This window comes from Streptomyces sp. NPDC050988 (assembly GCF_044456225.1).
Taxonomy (GTDB): Bacteria; Actinomycetota; Actinomycetes; order Streptomycetales; family Streptomycetaceae; genus Streptomyces.
Genome location: NZ_JBITFQ010000003.1, coordinates 234,320 through 250,800 on the forward strand (window position 1 = coordinate 234,320; position 16,481 = coordinate 250,800).

Here is a 16,481-nt window from a genome sequence, read left to right on the forward strand (position 1 = left end):
TCGCCGGAGGCGTCAGCCGAGCGTGGTGATCACACGTACTCCCGGCGGAGTACCTGGTCCGGCTCGGGCTCGGGCGCCTCCTTGATCCGGAAGCGGCGCAGCGGCTTCGGCGCCCACCAGTTCGCGCGCCCCGCGAGCCGCATCGTCACGGGCAGCAGGACCACGCGGATGAGGGTCGCGTCGACGAGGATCGTCAGGGCCGTGCCGATGCCCAGCTCCTTCAGGAAGACGACGCCACCGGTGGCGTACGACAGGAAGGACAGCGCGAGGATGCCGGCCGCGGCCGTGATCAGCGGGGCGCTGCGCCGGATGCCCTCGGCGACCGCTCGGGTGGTGTCGCCGGTGCGGTCGTGCTCCTCCTTGATGCGGGACAGCAGGAACACCTCGTAGTCCATGGAGAGGCCGTACGCCACACAGAACATCAGCACCGGGATACTCGGCTCGATCGAACCGGTCGGCGTGAAGCCGAGCACTCCGGAGAGGTTCCCGTCCTGGAAGACCCACACCAGGCACCCGAACATCACGGCCAGGCTGAGCAGGTTCAGAACGGTCGCCTTCAGGGGCAGCAGCACACTGCCCGTCATCAGGAAGAGGATCAGATACGTCGCCCCGAGGACGAGCCCGGCGGCGAGTGGCAGCCGGTCGAGGAGTGTGGCGCGGAAGTCGGTGGTCTCGCCCGGGTAGCCGCCGACCAGCACGCCGTCGGGTGCGGAGACGTCACGGACGCGTTCGACGAGCGCGGGTACGTCCCCGCCCATCGCCTCCTGAGTGGGCACCAGCGCCAGCCGTACGCGGCCGTCAGGCGCTGTCAGCCGGTCCTGGCCCGGCGCCCCCGTCCGCTGCCCGTCGCGGTAGGTGCCGGAGGGGGCGTCGACCTGGAACACGCCCGGGACGGAGGAGAGTTCGGCGGCGTAGGCGCGCAGGTCGGGCGGTGTCGCGAGGGCTGCGGTGGGCGTTCCCGTGTGGGGTTTCGCGAGAACGACCTGGATGGTGTCGGTCGGCTCGGCGGGGAACTCCTCGTGCACGATCTCGGAGGTGGTGCGCGAAGAGGTCCCTTCGGGGAGGGTCCGCTCGTCGGGGAGTCCGAAGCGCAGCCCGAGGAGGGGCGAGGCGGCGAGGAGCAGGACGGTGAGCACTCCTGCGCCCGCGAGCAGCGGGCGGCGCATGGCCGCCAGTGCCGTGCGGTGCCAGAAGCCGGACGACGTGCGGGCGTCGGGCCGTTCGACCCGGTGGCCCCAGCGGGCCAGGGCCGCCGGCAGGAAGACCACCGCTCCGGCCACCGCGGTCACCACGACGAGGACACCCGCGTACGCGAACGAGCTGAGGAAGAAGAACGGGAACACCAGCAGCGCGCTCAGCGACACCGCGACCGTCACTCCGCTGAACACCACCGTGCGCCCGGCGACCGTCGTCGCCCGAACGACGGCGTCGGGCTGCGGTCGCCCGGCCGCGCGTTCCTCGCGGTAGCGGCTGATCACGAACAGGCTGTAGTCGACGCCGAGTCCGAGTCCCAGTACGAGGGCGAGGTTCGCCGCGAACGTCGACACCTCGGTGAACTGCGCGATCGCGCGCAGCCCGGCGAGGGTTCCGATGACGGACAGCAGACCGACCCCGACGGTCAACAGGGCTGCCGTGGTGCGCCGGTAGACCAGGATCAGGAGGAGCAGGACGGCGGGCAGTGCGAAGAGTTCGGCGCGCAGGAAGTCGGTGCGCGCCTGTTCGCCGACCTGGCGCGAGATCTCCTCCTGGCCGCCCACCTGGACGGTGAGTTCGTCGGTCGTGCGCGTCAACCGCGGTGAGAGCGTGGCGAGTTGTTCGCGTGCTTCCGTCGCGCTGCCTTCGAGGCGGACGAGGACGAGCGCGCGACGGCCGCCGGTGCCGCGCAGGGCTCGGCTGTCGGCGTCCCAGTACGAGGTGACGTCGGTGACCAGGGGCAGCCGCTCCACCTCCTGGACGAGCACGCGGGCCGCGTCCCGTGTGCGGGCGCTGTCCACGTCGCCGTCGCGTGCCGTGACGAGCAGCGCCAGGTTGGGGTTGCCGGTGCCGAACTCCTCGCGCAGGACGTCCCCCGCGCGCACCGACTCCGTGCCGGGCGAACTCCAGCGCGCGAGGTCCAGGTCGTTCTGGGCGCCGGCCCCGTAGACGGCGAGGCCGAGGAAGGTGAGGAGTACGCCGATGAGGACGGCGCGACTGCGCCGCACCGCCAGGCGGCCGAGCCGGGTGAGCATCGTGGTGTGGCCTTTCTCCGGGGATCCGTAGCGGCCACGGTCGTCGGCGCCGCTGACCGTCCGCTGGAAGATCCACTGGAACGCCGGTGCCGGGATACGCTCGACGCATGGGCGAGGGGACACCGAAGGGCTTGCGCGAGAGCGGTTCGGCCGAGGCCGAGGGGGCTTCCGACGGCCTGCGCTTCGAACTGCTCGGCCCGCTCCGGGCGTTGCGCGACGGAGTCGAGGTGCCGCTCGGCCCACCGAAGCAGCGCGCCGTACTCGCCGTCCTTCTCCTCCAGGAGGGGCGCTCGATCTCGTACGACGCCCTGGTCGAGGCCGTGTGGGGAGGCGCCCCGCCCCTGCATGTGCGCAACCTCGTGCAGAAGTACGTCTCCGGGCTGCGCCGGGCCCTGGGCGGCGCCGCGGAGTTGGTGTGGACGGGCAGCGGCTACCGGCTCACCGGCGCGGACGCCGACGATCTACGCGAGCGGCGACGGTGGGTGGACGAGGCACTCGCTGCGCGCGACGCGGGTGACCTGCGGCGGGCGGGTGAACTGGTCGAGCGCGCCGAGGAGTTGTGGCGCGGCGAGTTCGCGGAGGGTCTGCGAGCGCCCTATCTGGCGGCGGAACGGCTGCGCTGGGCCGAGAAGCGGCTCACGGTGCTGGAGGCCCGGCTGGCCGGCGCGATCGAACTCGGCAGGTCCTTCGAGTACGTCCATGAACTGGTCCGGCTCGTCGCCGCTCACCCCCTGCGGGAACGGCTCGTGGAGCTGCTGATGCTCGCGCTGTACCGGACGGGCCGCTCCTCGGACGCGCTGACCGCCTACGAGGCCGCCCGGCAGCGGCTCGCCGAAGCACTGGGCGCGGATCCGGGGCCGGCGCTCCGGTCACTGCACGCGCGGATGCTCCGTCAGGATCCCGCCCTGCTGCCCCGGCCGCCCGTGCCGGTGTCCTGAGGGAACACGAGGCCCACACCATGACCGAGTTGGGCGACGGCGTGCCGGAAGAACGGCTCGCGGTCCTCCACGACTCGGTTGAACTGCCCGAACAGTTCGAAGCCGACGAGTCCGTAGAGCTGCGCCCAGGCCGCGACGAGTGCGGCGACCACCGCGGGCGGCAGGTCCGGGGCCAGGTCGTCGGCCAACCGCCGCGCCTCGGGCCCGAGTTCGGCGGGCAGCGGAGGAAGGGCCACACCTGCGCCCTGGTGCGCGTCCCGGACGATGCCGATGAGGAGCAGTGCGACGCGGGACGCCGCCAGCACGGTGGTGGCGGGTGCGACGTACCCGGGCACGGGCGAACCGTAGATCAGCGCGTACTCGTGCGGGTGCCCCAGAGCCCACTCGCGCACCGCCTCGCACACCGCGGTCCAGCGGCGGATCGGTCCGGCGTCGGCCACCTTGGCGTGCGCCGCCTCGGCGGCGGCGCCGAGCGAGTCGTAGGCGTCGATGATGAGCGCGGTCAGCAGGTCGTCGCGGCTGGGGAAGTAGCGGTACAGCGCGGAGGAGACCATGCCGAGCTCGCGGGCCACGGCCCGCAGGGAGAGCTTGGCCGCACCGTCCTCGGCGAGTTGTCTGCGCGCCTCGTCCTTGATGGCCGCGGTGACCTCGATCCGGGCTCGGGCGCGGGCTCCTTTGGCGGTACTCATGCGCGCCAGTGTTCCATATTTTCAGAGCAGTGCACACAAACGAGAGCGGTGCACTCAATGGAGATCGGTGCATGCAAAAGAGAGCAGCAAACCATTACGAGAGCACCGCTCTTGTCTTGGATCACCGATCTCGTGCACACTGCTCTCAAGCGAGAGCAGTGCTCACACTTTCCGCTTCGGGAGGAAGCCACCATGACCACGTCCACGCACGTGAAGAAGCCCGGCTGGTTCACCGTGAACGTCCTCAACAGGACCATCGCCTGGATGACCCGCCGCGGCCTCAGCGTCTGGGGCTCCCGGGTCCTGGCCGTCCGCGGCCGCAAGAGCGGCGAGTGGCGCACGACCCCCGTCAACCTGCTGACCTTCGACGGCCACCAGTACCTCGTAGCCCCGCGCGGCCACGTCCAGTGGACGCACAACATGAGGGTCGCGGGCGGCGGCGAACTGCACCTCGGCAAGAAGGTGGACGTGTTCACCGCCGTGGAGGTCGCCGACGACGACAAGGTCCCGCTGCTGCGCGCCTACCTCAAGCGCTGGAAGGCCGAGGTCGGCGTGTTCTTCAACGGCGTCGGCCCCGACTCGTCCAACGAGGAGCTGCGGCGCATCGCCCCCGACCACCCGGTCTTCCGGATCACCGTCAAGAGCTGAGCCCCCGCTCCCTCAGGTCACCGGTCGAGCGCGGTCAGCGCACGCCCCGCCATCGGATGCGACCGCACCATCTCGCCGAGCGTGGTGGATCCGCGGGTGATGCCCGTGAACGCCTTCCAGGCGGGCCGGAAACCGGTGAGCGCGGCGTGGAACATGCCGGGCCTCCGCTGGAAGACCGTAAGCATGCTCTTGCCGACGCTCATCTCGACGCCGAGACCCGCCTTGATCGCGAAAGCGTAGTTCAGCGCCTGCCGCCGGGTGTCCACGGCGTCGTGCGCCTCCGCGATCCGCACCGCCCACTCCCCCGCGAGCCGCCCCGACCGCAGCGCGAAGGAGATGCCCTCGCGGGTCCACGGCTCCAGGAGCCCCGCCGCGTCCCCGCATACCAGCACCCGGCCCCGCGACAGCGGCGAGTCGTCGGCGCGGCAGCGCGTCAGGTGCCCGGACGAGATGCTCGGCTCGAACCCGGCGAGCCCGAGCCGGGCGATGAAGTCCTCCAAGTACCGCTTGGTGGCGGCGCCTTCACCGCGCGCCGAGATCACTCCGACGGTGAGTGTGTCGCCCTTGGGGAACACCCATCCGTAACTGCCGGGAAGGGGGCCCCAGTCGATGAGCACCCGCCCCTTCCAGTCCTCCGCGACCGTCTCCGGCACGGGGATCTCCGCCTCCAGGCCGAGGTCGACCTGGTCGAGCTTCACCCCGACGTGTGCCCCTATCCGGCTGGCGCTGCCGTCCGCGCCGACCACGGACCGGGCCAGCACCGTCTCGCCGTCCTGGAGGACGACGGCCACCGTGCGCCGGTCGGGGACGGCCGAGCCGTGCTGCTCCACCCGCGAGACCGTGACGCCCGTACGCAGTTCGGCGCCGGCCTTCTGGGCGTGCTCGACGAGCTGCTGGTCGAACTCGGGCCGGTTGATGAGCCCGAAGAGCATCTGCTTGGAGCGGCGGGTGCGCGTGAACCTGCCGTCGAGCGAGAACGTGACCGCGTGCACCCGGTCCTGGAACGGCAGCTCGAAGCCGGGCGGCAGCGCGTCGCGGGTGGGTCCGATGATGCCGCCGCCGCAGGTTTTGTAGCGGGGCAGCTCCGCTTTCTCCAGCAACAGGACGCGGCGCCCCGCGACCGCTGCCGCATAGGCGGCCGAGGCGCCCGCGGGCCCCGCGCCGACCACGACGACGTCCCACACCCGCTGTGCGTCGTCCGAAGAGTTCTCGCTGCTCACGATGGTCTGCTGCTCCGATCCAGCCGCCTGCCGCACCTACTCCACGCATCCTACGGCGACGTCCGGCCAGGACCGCTGTGGGAGGATCTGCAGCGAATGCAGCGCGCACACCCGTATGCGCGCATCGCAGACGTACCCATCCTTACAACGTCGCACCCACGAGGAGCGTGCCCATGTCGTCGAATCCGGTCGCCGAGACCGTCGCCTCGCTGATGCCGAGGGCGAAGGCGGAGCTGACCGAGCTGGTGGCCTTCAAGTCGGTGGCGGATTTCGACCAGTTCCCCAGGAGCGAAAGCGAGGGCGCCGCGAACTGGGTGGCCGACGCACTGCGCGCCGAAGGCTTCCAGGACGTCGCACTGCTCGACACCCCCGACGGAACACAGTCGGTGTACGGCAGCCTGCCGGGCCCCGAGGGCGCGAAGACGGTCCTCCTGTACGCGCACTACGACGTGCAGCCGCCGCTCGACGAGGCCGGCTGGGCGACCCCGCCGTTCGAGCTGACGGAGCGGGACGGCCGCTGGTACGGCCGCGGGTCCGCCGACTGCAAGGGCGGCCTGGTCATGCACCTGCTGGCGCTGCGCGCGCTCAAGGCCGACGGCGGGGTCCCGGTCAACGTCAAGGTGATCGTGGAGGGTTCCGAGGAGCAGGGCACGGGCGGCCTGGAGCGGTACGCCGAGGAGCACCCCGAGCTGCTGGCCGCCGACACGATCGTCATCGGCGACGCGGGCAACTTCCGGGTCGGCGTCCCCACGGTGACGACCGCGCTGCGCGGCATGACGCTCGTCCGCGTCCGGGTCGACACCCTCGAAGGCAACCTGCACTCCGGCCAGTTCGGCGGCGCCGCCCCCGACGCGCTGGGCGCGCTGATCCGTGTACTGGACTCACTGCGCGCCGAGGACGGCTCGACGACGGTCGACGGGCTCACGGGCACCTCGCGCTGGGACGGCCTGCAGTACGACGAGGCTCAGTTCCGCAAGGACGCGAAGGTGCTCGACGGTGTGGAGCTGATCGGTTCGGGCACCGTCGCCGACCGCATCTGGGCACGGCCGGCCGTGACCGTGCTGGGCATCGACTGCCCGCCGGTGGTCGGCGCCACCCCGTCCGTGCAGGCGAGTGCCCGTGCGCTGGTCAGCCTGCGGGTGCCGCCGGGCGTGGACACGGTCGAGGCGACCAAGCTGCTCCAGGCCCATCTGGAGGCGCACACCCCGTGGGGCGCGCGCGTACAGCTCGAACACATCGGCCTGGGTCAGCCGTTCCGCGCCGACACGTCCAGTCCCGCGTACGCGGCGATGGCGCAGGCGATGAGCGTCGCGTTCGACGGGGCGGAGATGCAGTACGCCGGCCAGGGCGGCTCCATCCCGCTGTGCAACACCCTAGCGTCGCTCTATCCGCAGGCGGAGATCCTGCTCATCGGGCTGAGCGAGCCAGAGGCGCAGATCCACGCCGTGAACGAGAGCGTGTCGCCCGAGGAGCTGGAGCGGCTGTCCGTCGCGGAGGCACTGTTCCTGCGCAACTACGCGGCGAACTGAGCGAGTTGGCCCGACGGGCGCACCCCACAGCACAACCGGGGCACGCCCGTCGTCCCTCGCACACCCCACGGCCGTCGTCGCCCCACGGCCGTCGTCGCCCGACCGTCGTCGCCGGACGGCTACCCCTTGGGCACCCCGGCCTCCAGGTACAGCGCGGCTCCCCGTTCCCGTGCGCGAAGTGCCCAGCGCAGGCGCTCGTAGCGGACGGGCGGCAGCAGTCCGGCCGCCTCCTCCTCGGTGACGAAGCGCCAGGCACGCAGTTCGGGGCCCGGCAGCAGCATCCGCCGGGCCTCGTCGCTGTCGAGCCGGCCGCCGTCGTAGAGGAGACGCAGTCCGCCGTAGGCGGGGGGTACCGGTGGCTCCCAGTCGACGACCAACAGGCTGGGTACGTCGACGAGTTGGATGCCCGTCTCCTCGGCGACCTCGCGGATGCCCGCGCGCGCGGGCGCCTCGCCGGACTCGACGACTCCGCCCGGGAACTCCCAGCCCGCCTTGTAGGTCGGGTCGACGAGCAGCACCCGGTCCTGCTCGTCGAAGAGGAGCACGCCCGCGGCGACGGTCTCCGAGGTGGGCTCGGGGGTCTGCACGATGTCGCAGACAGGGACGGTTCCGCTGTCCACGGCCCCGGCGATGCGCACGGCGGTCTCGTAGGGGGTGAGCGCGCTGGTGTCGACCGGATGGGCGTCGGCGGTGAGCCAGCCGGCGAGGGCGGCTTGGTACGGCTCGATGTGGTCGTACGACCACTGCCGCACCCGTATCTCCCCGTCGGGGAGGTCCGGCGGGACCTCCCGGTCGGCTATTCGCTCGCGCAGGATCGTTTCCGCCGGGGCGAGAAGCACATGGTGCACCGCGATCCTGCGGGATGCGAGTCCGCCGAAGATCTCGTCACGGTAGTCCTGGCGGAGCAGTGTCATGGGAACCACGAGTACGCCCCCGAGTTCGGCGAGCATCGCGGCCGCGGTGTCGACCACGAGCCGTCGCCAGATCGGCAGATCCTGGTAGTCGCCGACCTCGGCGAGGCGCTTGGCGGGCAGGAGCTGCGCCAGCCCGGCGCCGATGAGCTCGGGGTCGAAGAGTGTGCTGTTCGGGATCAGGTCGATCAGTTCCCGTGCGGTGGTGGTCTTCCCCGCACCGAACGCACCGTTGATCCAAACGATCACGGTTCCCCCTCTGCTGTTGGCCCCCTGAGGCTTGCCCGCTCCACCCTGCCACGGAAACCAGGCCCTGAAGAGGTCGCGTTCGACGGGCCGGACGCATGCGAAAGCCCGGCCCTCGACGGGCCGGGCTGATGGTCGGGACGGTCCTGACTCGTGGGTCAGCCCCGCTGCTCCTGGGGCTCGTCCTCCGTGGCCAGACTGCCGTCGCTGATCGTCTGGTCGAGGCTGCTGAGCGTGTTCTGTACGTCGAGGCTGCCGAGGGCGTCGCCGCCCTCCGCGGAGTGGGACGGCGTGACGGCCGCGACCACGAATCCGGCGGCGAGGGAGGCGATGGCGAGCATGCTGCGCTTCTTCATGCCCGGTTCAACTGCCGACCCGCCCATGGGTCACGGTCGACCTTTCCGGCTTTCCACGGAACAGCCGCACCACGCAAGGGATTTCGTCGGGACATCCGATGTCCCGCGACGCTGCCGGGCATCACGGACCCCTTGAACGAGAGCCGGACCGTGACCCCCTCCACGGCGCGCAACTCAACACAAACGCACGCAGGGCTTGAATCCCACTCCCTAGTCGGAGCATCGTCTAGGGTTTTGACAGGATATCGAACAAACGTTACCGCACCTCTTCCACCACAGTGCGACAGGTCCTACCGTAAACGCGCACGGATGACGCGGACATGAAGACATCCAACCTTTCGCGAGTACGGAGGACGTAACGATGCGTCACTTTCTCACCCGCACGACTCGCCGAAGAGTGGTCGGAGCGCTCACCGCAGGGCTGCTCGGCACCTTGGGACTGACCGGGCCGGCCCCGGCCGCCAACGCTCAAGCACCGGCCGGAGCATCGGCCGGAACTCCGACGGCAGCGGCCGCACCCACCCCGGAGGACGGTCTCGCCCTCACCCCGCCCATGGGCTTCAACAACTGGAACTCCACGCACTGCCGTGCGGAGTTCAACGAGGACATGGTCAAGGGGATCGCGGACATCTTCGTCGCCAAGGGGCTCAAGGAGGCCGGATACGAGTACGTCAACCTGGACGACTGCTGGGCACTGCCCGCCCGTGACGCGAACGGCAAGCTGGTGCCCGACCCGGTCCGCTTCCCCGGCGGGATCAAGGCGGTCGCGGACTACGTGCACGCCAAGGGGCTCAAGCTCGGCATCTACACCAGCGCGGGCACGAAGACGTGCAACGACGCGGGTTTCCCGGGCTCGCTCGGCCACGAGTTCAGCGACGCCCAGCAGTTCGCGGACTGGGGTGTCGACTACCTGAAGTACGACAACTGCAACAACCAGGGCGTGGACGCCAAGCTGCGCTACACGACGATGCGTGACGCCCTGAAGGCCGCCTCCGAGTCGACCGGCCGTCCCATCGTCTACAGCATCTGCGAGTGGGGCGAGAACAAGCCCTGGGAGTGGGCTGGGGACCTCGGCCAGTTGTGGCGTACGACCGGGGACATCAGCGACAACTGGGGCTCGATGCTCTCGATCATGAAGCAGAACCTTCCGCTCTCGCAGTACGCCGGTCCCGGACGGTGGAACGACCCAGACATGCTGGAGGTCGGCAACGGCGGCATGACGGACACGGAGTACCGCACGCACTTCTCGATGTGGTCGATCATGGCCGCGCCGCTGCTCATCGGCTCGGACCTGCGCTCCGTCCCCGAGGAGACCTTCGACATCCTCGGCAACAAGGAGGTCATCGCGGTCGACCAGGACCCGCTCGGCAAGCAGGGCGCGGTGCTCTCCTCCGAGGGCGGTCGCTGGGTCGTCGCCAAGGAGATGAAGGACGGCAGCCGCACGGTCGCCCTCTTCAACGAGACCGGCAGCGCCCAGCGCATCGCCACGACCGCGAAGGCCGTCGGACTGCCCGAGGCGGACGCCTACACGCTGCGGGACCTGTGGCAGCACAAGAGCTACAACACGGCAGGCGCGATCTCGGCGACCGTCCCCGCACACGGCACGGTCCTCGTACGCGTCTCGGCCGACGGCCGCTGGGCCAAGAATCCGCCCGCCGTCGAACTCGGCCTGGACGGCAGCACGTTGATCGAGGCGGGCAGGCCGACCGCCCTGACGACCTCGGTCACCGACCTGGGCCGCACGCCCGCCAAGCGCGTCTCCGTCTCCCTGACCGGCCCCGAGGGCTGGAAGGTGAAGGCCAAGTCGCCGACCACCACAGGCTCCCTCCCGACCGGCAGGGCGCTGCGCACCAAGTGGACGGTGACCGCGCCGGCCGGCACGCCCGCGGGGTCGTACGACCTGACGCTGAAGGCGACCTACCGCTCGCCGAACGGGGTGCGGGCCGAGAGCGTGCTGCCGCTGACGGCGTCCGTCGTGGTGGCCCCGCCCTCGGGCGCGTCGAACCTCGGTGATCTCCCGTGGCTCTCGACGACCAACGGCTGGGGGCCGGTTGAGCGCAACACCAGCAACGGCGAGAGCGACGCGGGCGACGGCACCCCGATCACGATCAACGGCGTCGTCTACGCCACCGGGCTCGGCGTCCATGCGGAGAGCACCGTCGAGTACTACACGGGCAAGGCCTGCGAGACCGTCACCGCGAAGGTCGGCGTGGACGACGAGGAAGGCGCGGACGGGTCCGTCGTCTTCGAGATCTGGGCCGACGGCACAAAGGTGGCCTCGACCGGCGTTCTCACCAACGCCCAGCCGGCACAGGCCCTTTCGGCCGATGTGAGCGGCGCCCAGGCGATCCGCCTCGTCGTCACGGACGGCGGAGACGGAATCACCTCGGACCACGGCGACTGGGCGGACACCCAGCTCACCTGCTGACACCAGCACACCGACAGGCCTCGACCGGACAGTTCCCCGCACCCTGAAGTGCCTTCTCTTCAGGGGCGCGGGGAACTGCGCGACAAGCCCCCACCGGCCGGCACACAACAACGCTCGGATCGAAGCCCCACCCGAACAACAGAGGGGCGGCTCAGCCGCCAACCACGGCCGTGGTGGCGCTCGCCTGCCGACTGAGCGCAGCGGCCGCCGCACCCACAAGCCCCGCATCCGTCCCCATCTGCGCCGGCGTCACAGTGAGCCGCTGCACGAACGACAACGTGGCGTAGTCGCGCAGCGCGGCACGCAGCGGCGTGAACAGGACGTCACCCGCCTTCCCCACTCCCCCGCCGATCACCGCGATGTCGATCTCCACCAGCGTCGCGGTCGCCGCGATTCCGGCGGCCAGGGCCTGGGCGGCACGCTCGAAGGACGCCACCGCGACGGGGTCACCGGCGCGGGCGGCGGCGGCCACGGCGGCCGCCGAGGTGTCGCCCTCGACCCCGGGCTGCCAGCCGCCCTCGATGGCGCGGCGCGCGATGTTCGGCCCGCTCGCGATGCGCTCGACACAGCCGCGGGACCCGCACGGGCAGGGGTCGCCGTTGAGTTCCACGCTGATGTGGCCGATGTGGCCGGCATTTCCGGTGGGTCCGGGGTGCAGCTGTCCGCCCAGGACGAGGCCGCCTCCTACGCCGGTCGAGACGACCATGCAGAGCGCGTTGTCGTGTCCGCGGGCCGCGCCCTGCCAGTGCTCGGCCGCGGTGATCGCCACGCCGTCGCCGATCAGCTCGACGGGCAGCCCTGCCGTGGCCGCCTTGACCCGCTCGACCAGGGGGTAGTCGCGCCAGCCGGGGACGTTCACGGGGCTCACGGTGCCCGCGGAGGCGTCCACCGGGCCCGCGCTGCCGATGCCGATGGCCGTGGCGCGGCTCCACAGGGGCGAGACGGTCAGCTCGCCGAGCACCGCGTCGACGGCCGCCATGACGGTCTCGCCGCCCTCTTGCGCGGGTGTCGGCCGCTGGGCGCGCAGCAGGATCCGGCCGTGGCCGTCCACCAGCGCTCCGGCGATCTTGGTGCCGCCGATGTCGAGCGCGGCCACGAGGTCGGTGTGCATCAGTGTGAGTTCTCCCGTTTGGATCCTGTTTGGACCATGAGAAAAGGGCAGGCCGGTCGCGCGGTGAGGAAGGGTGGGCCGGAGATTGCGATGGACAGTCTCTCCCGCATCTGACAACGTTGTCCAGGCTCTATGCTCGACGCCACACCCCGATCTGGCGACCAACCGAGCATCCTCAGGACCGACGCAGCCCCATGGACTACAGGACAGGACAGCGCATCGTGGCCGAGACCGCCCGCCGAACCGAGAGCCGCTACGGCAACCGTCCCACGATGAAGGACGTCGCGGCGCGTGCCGGGGTCGGTCTGAAGACGGTATCGCGCGTAGTCAACGGCGAGCCAGGCGTCACCCCCGACACCGAGCGACGGGTACAGGAGGCGATCGACGCGCTGGGCTTTAGGCGCAACGACAGCGCGCGGGTGCTCCGCAAGGGGCGTACGGCGAGCATCGGTCTCGTACTGGAGGATCTGGCGGACCCGTTCTACGGTCCGCTGAGCCGGGCGGTGGAGGAAGTGGCCCGCGCCCATGGCGCCCTGTTGATCAACGGCTCCAGCGCCGAGGACCCGGACCGCGAGCAGGAGCTGGTCCTCGCGCTGTGCGCGCGCCGGGTGGACGGTCTCGTGATCATCCCGGCCGGTGACGACCACCGCTATCTGGAGCCCGAGATAAAGGCGGGTGTCGCCACGGTCTTCGTGGACCGCCCCGCCGGACAGATCGACGCGGACGTCGTGCTCTCCGACAGCTTCGGCGGTGCGCGCGACGGCGTCGCCCACCTCATCGCGCACGGCCACCGCCGGATCGGGTTCATCGGTGACATGCCGCGCATCCACACCTCCGCCGAGCGTCTGCGCGGCTACCGCGCCGCCATGGAGGACGCCGGTATTCCGGTGGAGGACGCCTGGATGTCCCTGGGCGTCACCGACCCGCATCGGGTGCGCAAGGCGGCCGAGGACATGCTCTCCGGCTCCTCCCCCGTCACGGCGATCTTCGCCGGCAACAACCGTGTGACGGTCACGGCCGTGCGTGTGATCGCCGAGGGCTCGCGCCCGGTGGCCCTGGTCGGCTTCGACGACATCGAGCTCGCCGATCTCCTCCGGCCCGGAGTCACCGTCGTCGCCCAGGACGCCGCGCAGCTCGGCCGTACGGCCGCGGAGCGCCTCTTCCGTCAGCTCGACGGCTCGCTCGTCCTTCCCGAGCGCATCGAACTCCCGACGCGTCTGATCACCCGCGGCTCGGGCGAACTGCCGCCCTCGGACTGACGCATGACGGCCCGAGACCCGGACACCGACCGCACGCTGGAAGCCCTCGGCCTGGCCGAGGCGCCGCGCGACCACCCACTGGCCTATCCGGGCGCCTGGCCCGAGGAATCGGGACTCCTGGACGGGGACCGGCTGTTGCCCCTCACCGGCCACACGTTCCCGGGCCGCGTCCCGGTCCTCGCGGTCGGCTCCAACGCCTGCCCCGCGCAACTCCGGCACAAGATGCGGGTGTACGAGCTGTCGTCCCCGATCCCGCTGGTGAAGGCGCGGGTCACCGGGTTGGAGGTGGGCGTCTCGGCGCACGTCAGCGCGATGGGGTACGTGTCCGCGTCGCCCTTTCGCGCCCCCGGGCGCACCCGCGAGCTGTTCCTCACCTGGCTGGACGCGGCGCAACTCGCGGCGGTCGACGCGAGCGAGGGCGTCACGGCGCCGGCGGGGGCGTACGACCGGGTGTCGCTGCCCGCCGCCGACGTCCGGATCGAGCTGGAGTCGGGCGCCACCCTCGACGGCGCCCACCTCTACGTCAACCGGCGCGGAGTCCTCCACGACGGTACGGGGACGCCGCTGAGGCATCCCGGCGAGCGGCCTCTGCTCACCCGGCTCCTCGGCCGGTCACCGCGGTTGCGCGACCTGTTCGGCGCCACGCCCGAGGAGTTCTGCGCCCGGGCGCGCGGCGATCTGCGGCTGTGCACCGCGGGCACCCGGCTGTTCGCCGAGGAGGGTTGGACGACGGCCTCCGGACTTGAGAAGTACCTGCCCGGTCAGCAGACCGGCAGCCCCGGAACCGGCGCGTCGTTGTCGCCGCCCTTGATGTAGACGTCGCTGACGAAGACGTTCGTGTTGCCGCTGTCGTCGTCGGTCTTCGCCCACCAGACGTTCGTCCACTCGCCGTAGGTCTCTCGGCGGCCGAGGTTCTGCTGGCAGTAGAAGTAGTTGGTGCCCGCGTTGAGGGTGCCCGCCTCGGCGCCGACCGCCGTGTAGGACTTGGACGTCTTCCAGACCTCGCAGTTGTACTTGCCGCCGCCGATGGCGTGGCAGACCGGGGCGGGGCTGGGCTCTTCGCCTCCCCCGGTGGTGCCGCCGTCCGAACCGCCGCCCGTGGTACCGCCGTTGCTGGGCTTGGGCGAGGCAGTCGGTGCCTTGTCCGTGGGCTTGGTGTCCTCGGTGTTGTCCGGCTTCTCGCTGGGCTTCGCGGACTCCTTCTTGTCGCCCTGTTCCGTGGGCTTGGTGTCGTCGGAGAGGTCTATCGAGCCGCGGCTCGCGCCTTCGGACGGGGTGGCGTCGGCGTCCTGGGAGGCCTTGGGTCCGGCGGTGGACTTCGACCCGTCGGCGCCGTTCATGAGAGCGACGGTGACGCCGGTCGCGGCCAGCACGACGGTGACCGCGGCGGCGGCGAGCAGGACCCGGCCCTTACGGCGTCGGGGGCCGGCCGGAACGGCGGGCTGAGCCATCGCCTCGGGCGGCCCGAAGCCCGGCCCGGCCATCGGGTGCGGTGCGGAGGAACCCACGGCCGGTGGCGTGCCGTGGCCGCCTGCCTGCTGGGCACCGGGCGCCGACGGGCCGGCGTTCGGGAACCCGGGCCCGGACCCGCTCTCCGCGGATACGGAGGCGGATGCCGAGGCCGAGGCGCCTGTCCCGTCCGTCGCCGGACTCGCGGACCCCGGCCGGCCCTCTCCGGCTCCGGGGAATCCAGGGCCGGCCCCGTCGACGCCCGCAGCGCCGAATGCGGCTGCTCCTGTACCCGAACCCGCAGCCCCGGCCCCGGCCCCGCTCGGTTCCGGGGCACCGAAGCCTGCATGACCCGTCGCCGGAGTGCCTGGCGTGGAGCCACCGAAGGAGCCGGCGTCCGCCCTGTCCGCGCTCGCGGGCCCGAAGCCCGCGCCTGCCGACTCCGGCGGGCCGAAGCCCGGCGGCACCGCCGGCACGCTCCGCTCGGTCGCCTCGCGCGGCCGGGGCGCGGGCGGGCGCAGGCCCGTGGTCGCCGAATCCTGGCCGGTGGTGGCGTCCGCCACCGCTTGTAGCAGGCGGCTCGCCTCGTCGGCGTCCGGGCGGGACTCCGGCTGCTTGTGCATCAGTTGCTGCAGAACAGGGCCGAGCGGTCCGGCGCGCCGCGGCTCCGGCAGCGGTTCGACCACGATCGCCGTGAGGGTGGACCAGGTCGACGTACGCCGGAAGGGCGAGGCCCCCTCGACGGCCGCGTACAGCGTGGCGCCCAGGGCCCAGATGTCGGATGCGGGGCCCGGTTCGTGGCCCTGGGCCCGCTCGGGTGCCAGGTAGTCCAGGGAGCCGACCAGTTCGCCACTGCGAGTGAGATGGGTGGCGGAGCCGTCGCCCGGGTCGTCCATCGTGGCGATGCCGAAGTCGGTGAGGACGACCCGGCCGGAGCGGTCGAGCAGGATGTTGCCGGGCTTCACGTCACGGTGGAGCACTCCGACGCGGTGGGCCGCGGAGAGCGCGTCCATGACCTTCGCACCGATCCCGGCCACCTCGCGTGCGTCGAGGGTGCCGCGCTCGCGCAGGACGTCGTCCAGGGACGGCCCGTCCACCAGCTCCATGACGATCAGCGGCCGGCCGTCGACCTCGGCCACGTCGTGCACGGCGACGACTCCGGGGTGGCGCACACGGGCCGCCGCGCGCGCCTCGCGCTGCATGCGCAGCCCCAGGTCGGCCAGTTCGGGCGCGCCCGCGTCCGAGTACGTACGCAGTTCCTTGACCGCGACCTCGCGGCCCAGGACCTCGTCGAGCGCCCGCCAGACGACGCCCATGCCGCCGCGGCCCAGTTGGGCGACGACGCGGTAGCGTCCGACGAGGAGCCGGCCGATTCCGTCGGGCTGGTCGGGCCCGTCCGGCCGGTCCTTCTCCCCTGGTTGCTGGTTTTCCCCCGAAGACACCGCTGCCCCGTTCCTGAGTCACACCTA

13 protein-coding genes are annotated in these 16,481 nt (G+C 71.5%); 6 read left to right on the forward strand and 7 right to left on the reverse strand.

Annotated elements, in window-relative coordinates:
- Positions 1 to 29: 29 nt before the first annotated feature.
- Positions 30 to 2,351 carry an MMPL family transporter gene (locus tag ACIBEI_RS09240; RefSeq protein WP_398886724.1) on the reverse strand — a complete coding sequence of 774 codons (2,322 nt, stop codon included), beginning with the start codon at positions 2,349 to 2,351 and terminating at the stop codon, positions 30 to 32.
- On the opposite strand from ACIBEI_RS09240, the gene ACIBEI_RS09245 reads away from it, so the two are divergent.
- Positions 2,336 to 3,166 carry a BTAD domain-containing putative transcriptional regulator gene (locus ACIBEI_RS09245; RefSeq protein WP_398886725.1) on the forward strand — a complete coding sequence of 277 codons (831 nt, stop codon included), beginning with the start codon at positions 2,336 to 2,338 and terminating at the stop codon, positions 3,164 to 3,166. The genes ACIBEI_RS09240 and ACIBEI_RS09245 overlap by 16 nt on opposite strands.
- Here ACIBEI_RS09245 and ACIBEI_RS09250 read toward each other — a convergent pair.
- A complete protein-coding gene (locus ACIBEI_RS09250) occupies positions 3,121 to 3,855 on the reverse strand; it encodes a TetR/AcrR family transcriptional regulator (RefSeq protein ID WP_398886727.1) in 735 nt (244 codons plus the stop codon). The genes ACIBEI_RS09245 and ACIBEI_RS09250 overlap by 46 nt on opposite strands.
- 192 nt (positions 3,856 to 4,047) lie before the next feature.
- Here ACIBEI_RS09250 and ACIBEI_RS09255 point away from each other — a divergent pair, with 192 nt between their 5' ends.
- Positions 4,048 to 4,503: a nitroreductase family deazaflavin-dependent oxidoreductase gene (locus tag ACIBEI_RS09255; protein ID WP_398886729.1), complete on the forward strand. Its 456-nt coding sequence runs from the start codon at positions 4,048 to 4,050 to the stop codon at positions 4,501 to 4,503.
- 17 nt (positions 4,504 to 4,520) lie between these two features.
- Here ACIBEI_RS09255 and ACIBEI_RS09260 read toward each other — a convergent pair whose 3' ends face one another.
- Entirely contained in the window at positions 4,521 to 5,723 is a 1,203-nt protein-coding gene (locus ACIBEI_RS09260) for a geranylgeranyl reductase family protein (RefSeq protein WP_398886731.1), read from the reverse strand.
- A 173-nt stretch (positions 5,724 to 5,896) separates the two neighbouring features.
- Here ACIBEI_RS09260 and ACIBEI_RS09265 point away from each other — a divergent pair, with 173 nt between their 5' ends.
- The gene (locus ACIBEI_RS09265; protein ID WP_398886733.1) at positions 5,897 to 7,252 is read left to right on the forward strand and encodes a dipeptidase; all 1,356 of its coding nucleotides are present in this window, start codon (positions 5,897 to 5,899) and stop codon (positions 7,250 to 7,252) included.
- A gap of 119 nt (positions 7,253 to 7,371) precedes the next feature.
- On the opposite strand, the gene ACIBEI_RS09270 is transcribed toward ACIBEI_RS09265, so the two are convergent.
- Both ACIBEI_RS09270 and ACIBEI_RS09275 read right to left on the reverse strand, forming a co-directional pair.
- Positions 7,372 to 8,412: an NUDIX domain-containing protein gene (locus ACIBEI_RS09270; RefSeq protein ID WP_398886735.1), complete on the reverse strand. Its 1,041-nt coding sequence runs from the start codon at positions 8,410 to 8,412 to the stop codon at positions 7,372 to 7,374.
- Between the two features lie 155 nt (positions 8,413 to 8,567).
- Positions 8,568 to 8,765, reverse strand: a complete 198-nt coding sequence (locus ACIBEI_RS09275; RefSeq protein WP_398886737.1) for a hypothetical protein — start codon at positions 8,763 to 8,765, stop codon at positions 8,568 to 8,570.
- Between the two features lie 361 nt (positions 8,766 to 9,126).
- On the opposite strand from ACIBEI_RS09275, the gene ACIBEI_RS09280 reads away from it, so the two are divergent.
- Complete coding sequence (locus ACIBEI_RS09280; RefSeq protein ID WP_398886738.1) at positions 9,127 to 11,193, forward strand: NPCBM/NEW2 domain-containing protein; 2,067 nt, start codon at positions 9,127 to 9,129, stop codon at positions 11,191 to 11,193.
- Positions 11,194 to 11,344: 151 nt separating this feature from the next.
- Here ACIBEI_RS09280 and ACIBEI_RS09285 read toward each other — a convergent pair whose 3' ends face one another.
- Positions 11,345 to 12,304: an ROK family protein gene (locus tag ACIBEI_RS09285; protein WP_398886740.1), complete on the reverse strand. Its 960-nt coding sequence runs from the start codon at positions 12,302 to 12,304 to the stop codon at positions 11,345 to 11,347.
- A gap of 194 nt (positions 12,305 to 12,498) precedes the next feature.
- Between ACIBEI_RS09285 and ACIBEI_RS09290 the strand changes: the two genes are divergently transcribed.
- Both ACIBEI_RS09290 and ACIBEI_RS09295 read left to right on the forward strand, forming a co-directional pair.
- Positions 12,499 to 13,563 carry a LacI family DNA-binding transcriptional regulator gene (locus ACIBEI_RS09290; RefSeq protein WP_398886742.1) on the forward strand — a complete coding sequence of 355 codons (1,065 nt, stop codon included), beginning with the start codon at positions 12,499 to 12,501 and terminating at the stop codon, positions 13,561 to 13,563.
- Between the two features lie 3 nt (positions 13,564 to 13,566).
- Positions 13,567 to 14,379 carry a hypothetical protein gene (locus ACIBEI_RS09295; RefSeq protein ID WP_398886743.1) on the forward strand — a complete coding sequence of 271 codons (813 nt, stop codon included), beginning with the start codon at positions 13,567 to 13,569 and terminating at the stop codon, positions 14,377 to 14,379.
- Here ACIBEI_RS09295 and ACIBEI_RS09300 read toward each other — a convergent pair.
- Complete coding sequence (locus tag ACIBEI_RS09300) at positions 14,325 to 16,454, reverse strand: protein kinase (protein WP_398886745.1); 2,130 nt, start codon at positions 16,452 to 16,454, stop codon at positions 14,325 to 14,327. The two genes, ACIBEI_RS09295 and ACIBEI_RS09300, sit on opposite strands and share 55 nt — an antisense overlap.
- Positions 16,455 to 16,481 lie beyond the last annotated feature (27 nt).

Bases quoted from the DNA above. Each gene is read 5' to 3' on its own strand.
- ACIBEI_RS09255 (WP_398886729.1), top strand. From the start codon at position 4,048: ATGACCACGTCCACGCACGTGAAGAAGCCCGGCTGGTTCACCGTGAAC.
- ACIBEI_RS09280 (WP_398886738.1), top strand. From the start codon at position 9,127: ATGCGTCACTTTCTCACCCGCACGACTCGCCGAAGAGTGGTCGGAGCG.
- ACIBEI_RS09275 (WP_398886737.1), bottom strand. From the start codon at position 8,765: ATGAAGAAGCGCAGCATGCTCGCCATCGCCTCCCTCGCCGCCGGATTC.
- ACIBEI_RS09290 (WP_398886742.1), top strand. From the start codon at position 12,499: ATGGACTACAGGACAGGACAGCGCATCGTGGCCGAGACCGCCCGCCGA.
- ACIBEI_RS09265 (WP_398886733.1), top strand. From the start codon at position 5,897: ATGTCGTCGAATCCGGTCGCCGAGACCGTCGCCTCGCTGATGCCGAGG.
- ACIBEI_RS09250 (WP_398886727.1), bottom strand. From the start codon at position 3,855: ATGAGTACCGCCAAAGGAGCCCGCGCCCGAGCCCGGATCGAGGTCACC.
- ACIBEI_RS09285 (WP_398886740.1), bottom strand. From the start codon at position 12,304: ATGCACACCGACCTCGTGGCCGCGCTCGACATCGGCGGCACCAAGATC.
- ACIBEI_RS09295 (WP_398886743.1), top strand. From the start codon at position 13,567: ATGACGGCCCGAGACCCGGACACCGACCGCACGCTGGAAGCCCTCGGC.
- ACIBEI_RS09245 (WP_398886725.1), top strand. From the start codon at position 2,336: ATGGGCGAGGGGACACCGAAGGGCTTGCGCGAGAGCGGTTCGGCCGAG.